At 39.4% G+C, this 13,779-nt stretch carries 12 protein-coding genes and 2 tRNA genes; 1 reads left to right on the forward strand and 13 read right to left on the reverse strand.

The features are described 5' to 3' along the window. Positions 1-87: 87 nt before the first annotated feature. The 11 genes from motX to tsaE form a co-directional block, all read right to left on the reverse strand. Positions 88-726: a flagellar protein MotX gene (motX, locus tag A6E04_RS03955; protein WP_422107277.1), complete on the reverse strand. Its 639-nt coding sequence runs from the start codon at positions 724-726 to the stop codon at positions 88-90. 220 nt (positions 727-946) lie between these two features. Next, a complete protein-coding gene (locus tag A6E04_RS03960; RefSeq protein ID WP_017022671.1) occupies positions 947-2,263 on the reverse strand; it encodes an adenylosuccinate synthase in 1,317 nt (438 codons plus the stop codon). Positions 2,264-2,442: 179 nt separating this feature from the next. Continuing rightward, on the reverse strand, positions 2,443-2,628 hold the full coding sequence (locus tag A6E04_RS03965; protein ID WP_012551209.1) for a DUF2065 domain-containing protein: 186 nt from the start codon (positions 2,626-2,628) through the stop codon (positions 2,443-2,445). Between the two features lie 75 nt (positions 2,629-2,703). Next, a complete protein-coding gene (gene hflC, locus A6E04_RS03970) occupies positions 2,704-3,588 on the reverse strand; it encodes a protease modulator HflC (protein WP_017022672.1) in 885 nt (294 codons plus the stop codon). Between the two features lie 2 nt (positions 3,589-3,590). Further along, the gene (gene hflK, locus A6E04_RS03975) at positions 3,591-4,814 is read right to left on the reverse strand and encodes an FtsH protease activity modulator HflK (RefSeq protein ID WP_023604137.1); all 1,224 of its coding nucleotides are present in this window, start codon (positions 4,812-4,814) and stop codon (positions 3,591-3,593) included. 18 nt (positions 4,815-4,832) lie between these two features. Next, positions 4,833-6,152 (reverse strand): ribosome rescue GTPase HflX, encoded by a 1,320-nt coding sequence (hflX, locus tag A6E04_RS03980; RefSeq protein WP_017022674.1) that lies wholly within the window; start codon positions 6,150-6,152, stop codon positions 4,833-4,835. Between the two features lie 44 nt (positions 6,153-6,196). Beyond that, a complete protein-coding gene (hfq, locus tag A6E04_RS03985; RefSeq protein ID WP_017022675.1) occupies positions 6,197-6,463 on the reverse strand; it encodes an RNA chaperone Hfq in 267 nt (88 codons plus the stop codon). 94 nt (positions 6,464-6,557) lie between these two features. Continuing rightward, complete coding sequence (miaA, locus tag A6E04_RS03990; protein ID WP_017022676.1) at positions 6,558-7,499, reverse strand: tRNA (adenosine(37)-N6)-dimethylallyltransferase MiaA; 942 nt, start codon at positions 7,497-7,499, stop codon at positions 6,558-6,560. Then, positions 7,492-9,456, reverse strand: coding sequence for a DNA mismatch repair endonuclease MutL (gene mutL / locus A6E04_RS03995; RefSeq protein WP_422614045.1), 1,965 nt, complete (start codon positions 9,454-9,456; stop codon positions 7,492-7,494). Before mutL ends, miaA begins: the two co-directional genes overlap by 8 nt. 8 nt (positions 9,457-9,464) lie before the next feature. After that, a complete protein-coding gene (locus A6E04_RS04000; RefSeq protein WP_017022678.1) occupies positions 9,465-11,204 on the reverse strand; it encodes a LysM peptidoglycan-binding domain-containing protein in 1,740 nt (579 codons plus the stop codon). Then, positions 11,198-11,662, reverse strand: a complete 465-nt coding sequence (gene tsaE / locus A6E04_RS04005) for a tRNA (adenosine(37)-N6)-threonylcarbamoyltransferase complex ATPase subunit type 1 TsaE (RefSeq protein WP_012551217.1) — start codon at positions 11,660-11,662, stop codon at positions 11,198-11,200. The genes A6E04_RS04000 and tsaE overlap by 7 nt, the downstream gene beginning before the upstream one ends. Before the next feature lie 217 nt (positions 11,663-11,879). Here tsaE and queG point away from each other — a divergent pair, with 217 nt between their 5' ends. Then, on the forward strand, positions 11,880-12,992 hold the full coding sequence (gene queG / locus A6E04_RS04010) for a tRNA epoxyqueuosine(34) reductase QueG (protein WP_023604134.1): 1,113 nt from the start codon (positions 11,880-11,882) through the stop codon (positions 12,990-12,992). Positions 12,993-13,531: 539 nt separating this feature from the next. On the opposite strand, the gene A6E04_RS04015 is transcribed toward queG, so the two are convergent. Both A6E04_RS04015 and A6E04_RS04020 read right to left on the reverse strand, forming a co-directional pair. Beyond that, positions 13,532-13,607 (reverse strand) — tRNA-Gly (locus tag A6E04_RS04015). A gap of 34 nt (positions 13,608-13,641) precedes the next feature. Next, positions 13,642-13,718 (reverse strand) — tRNA-Met (locus A6E04_RS04020). Positions 13,719-13,779 lie beyond the last annotated feature (61 nt).

Raw genomic sequence — 13,779 nt, forward strand, 5'->3', positions numbered from 1 at the left:
AAAAGCAGCATTGATATATTATCAATGCTGCTTTTTTAGAGCTGATGTTTACATTAAGGTTAACTTAATGCGAATATTTTAATTACACTACCAGAACGTATCTCGACGCTTTGCTCTAGCAATGACATTTCCTGGCATTCGCATTTCTAATCCATCACGAAGATTGGCAATACGTTGGTGTTTGCGCCCATCTGACGTAACCGAATTGTATAACCATCGATACGCATCTTCATAGTCTAATGGACTTCCATAATCACTCAAAAGCAACTCAGCTAAACTAATACGGGCATTAAGATTTCCCATTGCAGCGGCTTCACGTAAGTAAGGTATCGCTCTTTCTCTGTCTTGCTGAACTAAGGTGCCTTTAGAGTAGTATCGTCCAATTTGCTCTAATGCGGCAGGTAACCCTTGTCTGGCTGCGTTTTCCATATAATAGAGGCCAAGCTCTACATCACGGTCAACACAAACCCCCCACGCCAACATATCTCCATACAAGAATTCATAAGCTGGAGAATCTATTTTTGTTGCACGGGCGACAATATCTTCAACTAGTTGGCAATTATCTACTTTTTGAACTCGCGTTAAATGTGAGTTCGTATCAAATAATCTAAATAATTGATCTTCGGTATAGATCGGGACCGGTTCTCCGATCTCTTTAGTCGATGCATGCGTTGGCGCTAAAGCCACCATACACGCAACGACGAGATGTCGTAATTTCATATTCATCAACTCTTTATAACTGTATTTATTATATCGACGTAAGCGGCAATATCTTTAGACAAAATTTGCCTTTCGTGGCAAGTTTTTGCCCATAGTTATAAGTTATTGATAAAGATGAAAAACACAAAAATCACGCTACCGATTAGATCAAATTCTATATCTATTCTCAAATTTCAGGCACAAAAAAACCAGCTACATGAGCTGGCTTTTATTCATTCGTTCGTTATTAAACTTCGAATGGGTGTACTTTAACGATTGTCTCATTACGGTCAGGACCAGTAGAGATAATGTCAATTGGAACACCTGTTAGTTCTTCGATACGCTTAATGTAATCTAGAGCCGCTTGTGGAAGCGCTTCGATTGTTTGTGCACCGAATGTATTCTCAGACCAACCAGGCATAGTTTCATATACTGGCGTCGCTTCTTCAAATGCTTCAGCAGCCATTGGAGAAACTTCTAATAAAGAGCCATCTTTCATCTTGTAACCAGTACAGATTTTTAGCTCTTCTAGGCCATCTAAAACGTCTAGTTTAGTTAGACAAATTCCAGATAATGAGTTGATTTGAATTGCACGACGCATAGCAACAGCATCGAACCAACCACAACGGCGTAAACGGCCTGTTGTTGCACCAAACTCATGACCAACATCGCCTAAGTGCTTACCAATTGGGTCTTGTTTATCTAGACCGTCATATAGCTCTGTAGGGAATGGACCTGAACCTACACGAGTACAATATGCTTTGGTAATACCTAGAATGTAACCTAAGTGACGAGGACCAAAACCAGAACCAGCAGCAACACCACCAGCGGTTGTGTTCGAAGAAGTTACATATGGGTATGTACCGTGGTCGATATCTAGAAGCGTACCTTGAGCACCTTCAAACATGATTTTGTCGCCACGCTTACGCGCAGCATCAAGAGTATCAGTAACATCAATAACCATCGATACAAGTAAATCAGCATAGCTCATCACTTGCTCAAGTACTTCTTCGTAATTTACTTCTTCTACTTTATAGTAATTTACTAATTGGAAGTTATGGTATTCCATTACTTCTTTTAGTTTTTCTGCAAAAGTCACTTTATCAAACAGATCGCCAACACGTAGACCACGACGAGATACTTTATCTTCGTACGCTGGACCGATACCACGACCAGTTGTGCCAATTGCTTTATTACCACGAGCAAGCTCACGCGCTTGGTCTAATGCGATGTGGTAAGGAAGAATTAGAGGACAAGCTTCAGAAATGAATAGGCGTTCACGAACTGGAATGCCACGCGCTTCAAGTGGCGCCATTTCTTTTAGTAAGGCATCAGGTGAAAGCACTACACCATTACCGATAATGCATTCAACATTATTGCGTAAAATACCTGATGGAATTAAGTGTAGAACGGTTTTCTCACCGTCGATAACTAGAGTATGGCCTGCATTGTGACCGCCTTGATAGCGAACCACATACTTTGCATCTTCAGTTAAAAGATCTACTATTTTACCTTTACCTTCGTCACCCCATTGGGTGCCCAGAACGACTACGTTATTTCCCATCTTTCCAAAGTCTGCTTGTTAGTTAAAAATGGATTCTAGCATTGATAGAAAAATGTTTCAGTTATTTTTAAGCGAAATCTCACTTTCACAATAAAGCGCTGTCAATCTACACAATATCATTATTTATTTTTTTGAATGAAATCAAAAACAAGATTACGATTTTATATTTAGGTAAAAACTCAAAGCATCATACTGCAAATAACAAGACCAGAAACCACTAAACAACCACCAATACGACGCAACGTATTATTCGGTTGCTCACTTAATTGAGCGACCATGTTTCGCCATCCATCAGGGGCAATTAATGGACCTAATCCCTCAACAATAAGCACACCACCAATCGCTAACCACACTGCATTACTCATTTATTTTTCCTTCAGAAACAAAACAAGGCCCCGTAGGACCTTGTTATTAAAGTAAGTTAAAATCTAAAATAAGATTTATTTCCCACCCATTGGATCATTCATGTACTTAAAGAAGTCCGTCTTAGGATCAAGCACTAAGATGTCATTCTTACTGTTAAATGATTTTTCATACGCTTGTAATGAACGAATAAAACCAAAGAACTCAGGTTCTTTATTAAACGTATCAGCGTACAGTTTTGCTACTTTCGCATCCGCATTACCACGAGTAATTTGTGCTGTTTTATCTGCTTCTGCAATGATAGTAGCCACTTCAAGTTCTGATTGAGCACGAATAACTTCGGCTTTTTCACGACCTTGAGAACGTAACTTACGAGCAACCGCTTCACGCTCTGCACGCATACGACGGTAAATCGACTCAGAGATTTCTTCAGGTAAGTTGATTTTCTTGATTCGTAAATCAATCACTTCAATACCTAAATCACCCGTTCCTTCTTGAGAGTCAAGAAGTACTGTTGCCATTACTTCTTCACGTTTCTCAGAAACGATCTCTTTCACTGTTTTTCCGCCGATCTCGGCTCGTAGACCATCAGATACACGACGTTGTAATAATGACTCTGCCGTTAAGATGTTACCGCCACCTGTTGCTAGATAGAATTGACCAAAGTCTTTGATCTTCCACTTAACATACGAGTCGATAATAACGTCTTTTTTCTCTGATGTTACAAAACGGTCTGACTGGTCATCCATTGTTTGAATACGAGCATCTAATGTATTTACACGATCGAACATTGGCATTTTAAAGTGCAGGCCAGGTTCATAAATACGTGTAACTTGATTATCATCTTTAATCAAACGGCCAAATCGAGTAACTATTCCGCGTTCGCCTTCTGGTATCACAAATAGTGACATTAAGAAAATAGCGATAACAACGATAAGCGTTGGGATCATTAACTTACGCATGATTAATATCTCCCTTCACGAGTTGAAGTACGGCCTGTAGTATTCGCTTTTGGATCTGGTTGTCCATTTTTCTCTAACTCAAAATCATAATTTTTAGATGATGATGTTGATGTTTTAGGAGAAGATTTAGCAGACCCTTGTTGATTGCCTACCATTTTGTCTAATGGAAGATACAACAAATTACCATTAGATTCCGAATCAATCAGAACCTTACTTGTATTACTGTATACACGTTCCATCGTATCAAGATACAGACGAGTACGTGTGACTTCAGGCGCTTTATTGTATTCAGGTAACAGTTTTTCAAACTGAGCAATTTGACCAATAGCTCCGTTGACGGTACGTTCAGTATAACCTTGAGCTTCTTTCTTCAAACGCTCAGCACGACCTGTCGCTTTAGGTAGAATATCATTACTGTACGCTTCTGCTTCACGAATGAAACGCTCTTCATCTTCTCGAGCTGCAATCGCATCATCGAACGACGCTTTCACTTCTTCCGGCGGACGAGCTAATTGGAAGTTAACGTCTACAACAATTAACCCCATATCGTATTTATCAATAATACGATTCAGTGTTTCTTGAGTGCGTTGACGAATCACTTGACGACCACTGGTCAAGATATCATCCATTTTAGCATCACCGATTACAGCACGAAGTGCAGAATCAGTTGCTTGACGTAAACTGTCATCAGCATTAACTACGGTATATAAATATTTTCTTGCGTCAGCAACTCGATATTGAACACCCATTTCAACTGTGACTACATTTTCATCTTTTGTTAGCATTAACCCTTTTGAGTTTAATGAACGAATCGATTGAATGTTTACAGCTGTTACTTGGTCAATAAAAGTTGGTTTCCAGTTTAGACCTGGATCAACCATACGATCGTACTTGCCTAAACGTAGAACAACACCACGCTCACTCTCGCCAATCGTATAGAAACCAGAGAATATCCAGATAGCAATTGCGACAACAGCAATTAGACCTAAGCCAATTGCGCCACCATTACCAAATGAAGGTAAGCCACTGCCACCTTTATTGTTTCCGCCTTTATTGCCACCACCAAACTTACCGCTTAGTTTTTGGCTTAGCTTATTAAATACTTCATCAAGATCTGGTGGACCTTGATCACGACCGCCACGATTTTTATTACCCCAAGGGTCTTTATTATCGCCACCGCCGTTATTGTTGTTATTGTTGTTATTTCCAGGCTCATTCCACGCCATTAGAAAACTCCAAAGTAATTATGAAGATAAAGAATTCGGTGTACTCTCGTCAGTCATTAAAAAATAACTTAACGGAGTCTCTTCACGTTTTTCTAACTTAGACCAATCAACTTGCTGCATACGTATATCAATAAGCAAGCTGCCATCATCCTGATATTCTTCTTTTATAATGCTTTGCATTTGAAAGAATTTACTTCGAAAACGCCCAACCAATTCAGGAGGTAACCGCAATGTATGCTCTACCATCTGCCCTGCTAATCGCTCCGTTAATGCTTGAAAAAGTAAATCAATGCCTTCGCCTTCCATTGCTGAAACCCAAACACATCGAGGAACACCCTCTTCATCACGGTCAATTCGTGGTTGTTGATCTTCTAAGTCATCAATCTTATTCATTACGAGAAGATAAGGTACCTCATTGGCATCTATCTCTTCTAGAACAATATCTACCGCTTCAATGTTCTCACGAAAGCGTTCATCACTGGCATCAACAACATGTAACAAGATATTTGCTTCTTGTGTTTCTTGAAGTGTCGCTTTAAACGCGGCAACAAGATCATGAGGTAAATGACGTATAAAGCCCACGGTATCAGCAAGTATTGCTGTACCAACATCTGTAACGTCTATCTTACGTAATGTAGGATCAAGCGTAGCAAACAGCTGGTCAGCGGCATAAACCCCCGCTTCTGTAATTCGATTAAATAACGTAGATTTACCTGCGTTAGTATAACCAACTAAAGAAATGGTTGGGATTTCTGCACGATATCTTGCCCGACGACCTTGTTCGCGTTGTTTTGCGACTTTAGCCAATCGACGTTGAATTGCTTTAATACGATCTCGTAATAATCGTCTATCGCTTTCCAACTGAGTTTCACCAGGACCACGTAAACCAATCCCGCCTTTTTGGCGTTCAAGGTGTGTCCATCCTCGGATCAATCGAGTAGATATATGACGTAATTGTGCGAGCTCGACTTGCAACTTACCTTCATAGGTTCGTGCACGTTGAGCAAAAATATCCAGTATTAACCCATTACGGTCTATCACTCGACATTCACATAATGCCTCTAAATTTCGTTCTTGAGCAGGAGAAAGCGCATGATTAAAAATCACAATATCCGCATTCTTAGCTCGAACCATATCGGCAATTTCTTGTGCTTTACCTAAACCAACATAATATTTAGGGAGCGGAGATTGACGGGTCCCCGTCACAACACCTAATGTGTTGGCTCCAGCAGAAGATATCAACATTTTACACTCGTTGAGATCTTCCAACTCCCCTTCATAAGTAAAGCTGATGTGCACAAGAATAGCCTGTTCACCGGATTCATAACGGTCAAACAAGCGCTAACTCCTTAACAGATTGTCTATTTAAAAATAAAATAGTCTTACTCTTCTGTTGTTTCTTGTGGGCGCTCGCCTTGTGGTCGATCACTAGCAGTGTGATGGCTTACAGCACGAGCAGGAACAACAGTAGAAATCGCATGCTTATATACCATTTGATTTACTGTGTTCTTTAATAGGATAACAAATTGATCAAATGATTCGATTTGTCCCTGTAATTTAATCCCATTCACTAAATAAATAGACACTGGAATCCTTTCGCGACGCAGTGCATTCAAAAATGGGTCTTGCAAAGATTGCCCTTTAGCCATTTTTTTTTCCTTTTTGGTTTGTAATTGTAATTTTATTTAGCTATTAGTCTTTAGCTTATGACTAAACGCTCTGAAGTTAAACAACATTGATACATTATTGTGCTTGTTTCTTATCTAAACGATCAGAAATCGTTTGTAGGGCACCATCAATATTGTCACTATCCAGCCAAGTTAAGTCTTTCCAGCTACGTAGCCAGGTGATTTGTCTCTTGGCCAATTGACGAGTCGCACAAATACCGCGGAAAATCGCGTCATCTAATGTGCCTTCCCCATCAAAATACTCCCACATTTGTCGATAACCTACGCAACGAATTGATGGCAAATCGGCATGAAGATCATCTCGTTCATAAAGAGAACGAACTTCTTCTTCAAAACCGCCTTTCATCATATTATCAAAACGCAGTTCAATACGACGGTGAATTTCTGCTCTTTCTTTAGGTGCAATCGCAAATTGATGCACTTGATAAGGCAAAGCATCACCTTTAACTTGGGTTAATTCTGTTAATGTTTTACCCGAAATTCGAAACACTTCCAACGCTCGGGAAAGTCGTTGTGGATCATTAGGATGAATTCTCTCAGCGGATACAGGATCAATCTCTTTTAACTGATCATGCATCGCCTCCCACCCCAATGTTTCCGCTTCTTGCTCAATTTGAGCTCTAATGTCAGCATCCGCTGCTGGTAATGGTGAAAGACCTTCTAGCAGTGCTTTGTAGTACAACATTGTACCGCCTACTAATAAAGGTATCTTTCCTTGAGCAACAATTTCTTCCATCTCTTTTAAGGCATCACGACGAAATTCAGCAACTGAATAGCTCTCTGCCGGATCGAGAATATCAATAAGACGATGAGGAGCCTGTAAAAGTTCCGCTTCATTTGGTTTCGCCGTACCAATATCCATACCTTTATAGATAAGGGCTGAATCTACGCTTATCAACTCCACTGGAAAACGTTTTCGCAATTGAATTGCTAAGTCCGTTTTCCCTGATGCAGTTGGTCCCATCAAAAAGATGGCTTGAGGTAATGCTTTATTCATGACTAAATGCTTGTATCGCCTGAGTAATATCTATGTTTTTTAGCAGTTTATTATTAAATTGAGATAATTCATTACCCCACAACTGCTCTAATTCCATCACAAGTTGTATTGCTTGTGCTGAGCTATAGCACGCTTCATCATGTTGTACTTGATGAGAAAGCCAGCTAATCACTTGATCCAACGATGGATTAATCTGATAAATATACCTTAACAGATTCGGGATCAATTGTTGTAAATTCTGTTGCCTGATAGGCTGACAAACCGCCATAACTATCAAACTTGCGTTATTTTTCACTTTAAGATCAATACCAAGTTGTTTCAATATACCTTGATACTCTGTGAGTTTGTTACAAATATCTTTATCAATCCCTATCGATAATGGAATCAATAACGGTTGAGCTTTTAACGCTTCATGACGAGCCGAGTTTAATTGGCCATAACTTTTGATAAATTCAGCATAGCGTAGATCAACCAATTGCAATTGATTACCTAATTGAAGCAGCCCAAACACCTTATCAACAACACTTAACACTTTCCCTAATAGCATAGAAGTCGACACCGCACTTTTCAATTGAGGCACAACAACAGTGTTATGTTTAGCCTCTGAAATCTCAGGGATTCGTACTTCGTTAACTTCAAAATTAGATGTTTTGTTTTCACGATCTCGCGTTGTTAATAAATGTTGGTAGTTATTCAATTCTCTTTGGGACGGTTTTTCACTCTGATACGCTTTAGGCATTGATGGTTTTGCTTTAGATACCCACTCATCTGAAGACGCTTTATTTGGGTAACTCGGTGTTGCTTCGACCGCTTCTTTCAATTGCTTTGATTTGTTCTCAATATGAGCATCAGTTAGCGGCTGAGAGGATTGACGAACATAATCTTTCATTGGTGGAAAATAAGATTCCCTATCCATTTCAATATCTGATGTCGTTGTTACCTCAGGTAAAGATGCCGCCTGTTGCAAAGCGCCATAAATAGCTTGGTATATAAAATCATGCACTAACCGTGCTTGGTGAAACCTCACTTCGTGCTTTGCTGGATGAACATTCACATCTACATCATGTGGATTTATCTCAATAAATAAAATATAAGCCGCATACTGATTCGTAGAAAGGCTTGATTCATACCCTTGACGAATTGCATGATTAATCAACTTATCTTTCATCATACGACCATTCACATAGCAATATTGAACATCACCTTGGGCACGAGCACCTTCTGGAGATGAAATCCATCCATGAAAGAGCAGATCTCCATGCTCCAATTCAACTTCTAATGCATGCTGTAAAAAACTCGCGCCACATACGGCGACTAAACGTTTCTCTACTTGCATTTTCGTTTGAGCTGCTCGGTATTGACGAACCGATTTACCGTTATGACGTAAATTGATCGTAATATCTAATCGACTCAATGCAATACGTTTAAGCAACTCATCAATATGAGTAAATTCAGTTTTATCGGTACGAAGAAATTTTCGACGGGCAGGAGTATTGAAGAATAGATCGACAACATCAATGGTTGTCCCAACAGGGTGAGCGGCTGGTTTTAATTTAACCTCCATATCTCGCCCTTCAGCATGTGCAGACCACGCTTCTTCTTGTGCAACAGTGCGAGAGGTAAGCGTTAATCGAGAAACAGAGCTGATTGACGCCAAAGCTTCACCACGAAACCCTAAACTGACAATCGCTTCAAGATCATCAAGAGTCGTAATCTTTGAGGTCGCGTGACGGCTTAATGCTAATGTCAGTTCATCTTTAGGGATACCAGATCCATTATCGCGGATGCGAATGAGTTTACTGCCCCCTTTTTCGATATCAATATCGATGCGAGTCGCTCCTGCATCGATACTATTTTCAACCAATTCTTTGACAACCGAAGCAGGGCGTTCCACAACCTCACCCGCCGCAATTTGGTTGGCCAGTCGAGCGGGTAAGATTTGAATTGGCATAACCATATCCTTAATTAACTGGTTGGGATAATAAGCACCTGTCCGACAGCTAGCTCATCTGAACGTAATTTATTGGCTGTTCGTATACTCGATACAGTGACACCATATTTAGATGCAATTTTACCTAAAAATTCACCACGTTTCACCGTATGCTTTTGAATAGGAGCAACAATGCTCACCTTCAATTTTTGCCCAACAAATAAAGTATCTGACTTTAATCGATTTAGTGAGCGAATGCTGCTCGTCGATACCTTATATTTTGCGGCTATCTTACCTAAGTACTCACCAGAGCGAACTTTATGAGTAATGATCTTACGAGATTGCGTTGTTGATGTACTTACGTTTGATGTATTTGTTTTTGGCGCAACATAAACCGGTTTGTTACTTGGGATAGTTAGCAGTTGACCAACCGCTAAACTCGTACTTTTAAGTTTATTTACACTCTTTAATTTTGCCGTTGTCGTACCGTACTTTTTAGCAATCAATGATAACGACTCACCCGAACGAACTTTATGTACACTCTGTTGCTCTTGTGCAGCTAAAAGACTTCCTTGAGGTGGATTTTCATTAAGGTAACGAATGATTGCATTTGAAATAGCTCTCGCTATTTTGTCTTGATGACCTCGTTGAAATAGCTGTTTCTCTTCTGTTGGATTTGAAATAAATCCAGTTTCAATCAAGATTGAAGGAATATCCGGAGATTTAAGAACAGCCAAACTCGCATTAACAGGTGCTTTTTTATGGAGCTTAATGACTTTACCCATTTCTCCTAGAACATCAACGGCTAACTTATACCCTTCCTTCTGAGAATGGCTGAATTGCAAATCCAACAATGTTTGACTCACGTTTCTATCATTACTGTTTTTCGCTAATACATCACCAGCACCACCAAGCAATTCAGATTGTTTCTCATGCTTTTCAACCCAACGACCAATTTCTGTATTCGCTCGACGTGTATTGAGCACAAACACAGAACCCCCGCGAGGCTTTGGTGAGCGAAAGCTGTCCGCATGAATAGAAACAAGTAAGTGCGATTTATTTTTTCGAGCAATTTCCGTTCGTTTATTTAAGTTAACGAAATAATCACCACTTCGAGTTAATACCGCTCTCATTCCAGGCTGAGCATTAATTCGTGCAACCACTTTCTTAGATATCGCAAGAGTAGCGTGCTTTTCATATTTTCGAGTTGGCCCAATAGAGCCAGGATCTTCACCACCATGTCCCGCATCAATCGCGACAACAATTTCGCCATTCCCTATTATATGATTCATATTTGAATTGATAATTGGGGTTGATGGCTTATTGGGGATAGGTTTATTTACTTCCGCTTTATTGTTTGCGTTATGAGGTAGGTCCATAACCAAACGATGACCATATTGACCACCAGGCGTAGGGGCTAATTTAAATAACTTAGCTTCGACAGAATGCTTAAGTTCAAAAACCAAACGAGTCGTCCCCTTTGAAGGAGGTGAGCTCTTACGGATTTTACTTAAAACATTACTATCACTAACCGTTAGCGGTAATTTTGCTTTCAGGTTGGTATTTTTAAGATCGATAACTAAACGAGAAGGGCTACTCAATGTAAAATAGCTATAGTTCGCTTCTGAATTCAGATCAATAACGATACGAGTTTCATCTGGCGAAGGCCAAACACGAACGCCTTCTAATGTATTTGCAGAAACAAAAAAAACACTCGTAGATATAAATACAAGTAATGCACACCCAATTGTACGAAGATATTTACCGATTAACACAAATCCAACCGTTGAAGTAAACTGCAGCCATATTCATTATTACCCGTGATCACGACATGACGAGCCTCACCATCATAGCGAAGCTCAATATCGATATCAGGATTGGGTAATAACCCTTCCCCTTTCTCAGGCCATTCAACCAAACAAATCGCATCATCGGTAAAATAGTCACGTATACCCATGAATTCTAATTCTTCAGGATCAGCTAAACGATATAAATCAAAATGATATACTTGCCATTTATCCAATTCATAAGGTTCAACCAAAGTATATGTTGGACTTTTTACATTACCTACATGACCTAATGAACGAATAAATCCTCGGCTAAACGTCGTTTTACCCGCGCCAAGATCACCATGTAAGAAAATCGTTGTTTGTTGAGTACAAGCTTGAGAAAGCTGTCTACCGAACTCGACAGTGTCGTCTTCAGTAGCTAAATTAAATTCAAAGCGTTCCATTATTCACTAATTTCACTATTTTAATTGTCTAAATTGATGGACTTGGTATCAGATTCACAATTTAATACGGCGAATGTTTATACGCAAGCTACCTTTTCTATATATGAATATCACTCAACAGTACGTTAATGAACAGTACCAAATTACGAGTTATCTTCTCTATATGATAAACTTTTACTCATTATACTGTAATAAAAAAATGTAATCTCTCGTGAAAATTGACTATCAAGAACTCGCTATTAATATCAAACTTTGGGCACAAGAACTCGGCTTTCAAAAAGTCGGGATTTGTGACGTCGATTTATCTCAACATGAAGCCGCTTTAGAGCAATGGCTTGAGGCCGGTTATCATGGTTCCATGGACTGGATGGCCCGTCATGGTCTAATGAGAGCAAGACCTAATGAATTACACCCTGGAACTATTCGCGTCATCAGTGCCCGTATGGATTACCTTCCACCTGAAGCCTGTTTCGCCAGTAATTTAAGCGATCCAACGCAAGCTTATATTAGTCGTTATGCTTTAGGACGTGATTATCACAAACTTATTCGTAATCAGCTGAAAAAATTAGGTCAAAAAATTGAAACTGAAGTCGAGCAATTAGGCTATCGCCCTTTTGTCGATTCAGCCCCCATCCTAGAAAGGCCTCTGGCTGAAAAAGCCGGGCTTGGCTGGACAGGTAAGCATTCCCTTCTGTTAGATAAGGATGCAGGCTCTTGGTTCTTCTTAGGAGAGCTGTTAGTTGATATACCACTGCCTATTGATGCTCCTGTCGAAAATCAATGTGGCAAATGCACCGCTTGTGTTAGTTCATGCCCAACTAACGCCATCTTAGACAATGGTGTTATTGATGCAAGACGCTGTATCTCTTATTTAACCATAGAAAATAGTGGCGTAATTCCAGAAGAGTTTCGCTCATTAATGGGGAACCGTATCTATGGATGTGATGACTGTCAGCTTGTTTGCCCTTGGAACAGAGAAGCAGAAATAACCCAACAATCTGATTTTCATCGTAGAGACTCCTTAAATAATTCAGATCTACTTGCCCTATTTGATTGGGATGAAGATTCGTTTTTAAAATATATGGAAGGGTCAGCGATTCGTCGTATTGGTCATACGCAATGGTTACGTAATATTTCAATTGCTCTAGGAAATGCACCACATTCTCCCGATATCATTCTTTCACTACAAAATAGACTCGGATTCGATACAAATTTAGATATTCATATCCATTGGGCTATCGAGCAACAAAACTCACAACAAATAAATATAAAACGAAAAGAACAACGCTTAATTCGTATTATAGAGAAAGGGCTCCCAAGAGATGCATAATCCAAATGAGCCTCTTAGTTAAATTTGAAGTCGATCGGAATTAATGTGGAAAACATTATTTTGGTCGGTAAATAGGACAAACAATAAAAAAGTTAAACACAAGACAGGAATATGATAAGGATCAAAGAAGTCAAGATAAAAGATCTTTACAAACAATGAAAAAGATGCAAGAAGAAAACAAATGCCTTTTAATATCAACGAGTTAAAACAAGTAAAATAATTTAACGATCAATATTTCAAGATAAGATCTTTCTTTGGTGTATTTATTGAATGCTCATTTAAAAACTACTAACAGACTTATCCACAATCTTTTTTTTGTGGATAAGTTTGTTGATTATATGGTAATGACACATATAACTAGCCCTCTGCAGCAACATTCCATGTGGATATGTAGTCAACGCAGATAACTTTATTGATTCTATGGTTAGATATGAATCAGAATGTTCTAAAAGAGCAGAATTTACGTGGGGTTAATGCTTCACAGCATTAATTTTAAAGAAAATAAAAGCGCTGAATATAATTCAGCGCTTTATTTTATTTGGAGCGACACACGAGGCTCGAACTCGTGACCTCAACCTTGGCAAGGTTGCGCTCTACCAGCTGAGCTAGTGTCGCATGATCAACGCTATAAAAGCATTCAATCTAAATGTGGTTGCGGGAGCAGGATTTGAACCTACGACCTTCGGGTTATGAGCCCGACGAGCTACCAAACTGCTCCATCCCGCGTCCGAATGCATTGTTAAGTACAATGAAACTATAAACCATCAACACTTAAAAGTGAAAATGG

It is taken from the genome of Aliivibrio logei, from assembly GCF_001691055.1.
GTDB lineage: Bacteria > Pseudomonadota > Gammaproteobacteria > Enterobacterales > Vibrionaceae > Aliivibrio > Aliivibrio salmonicida.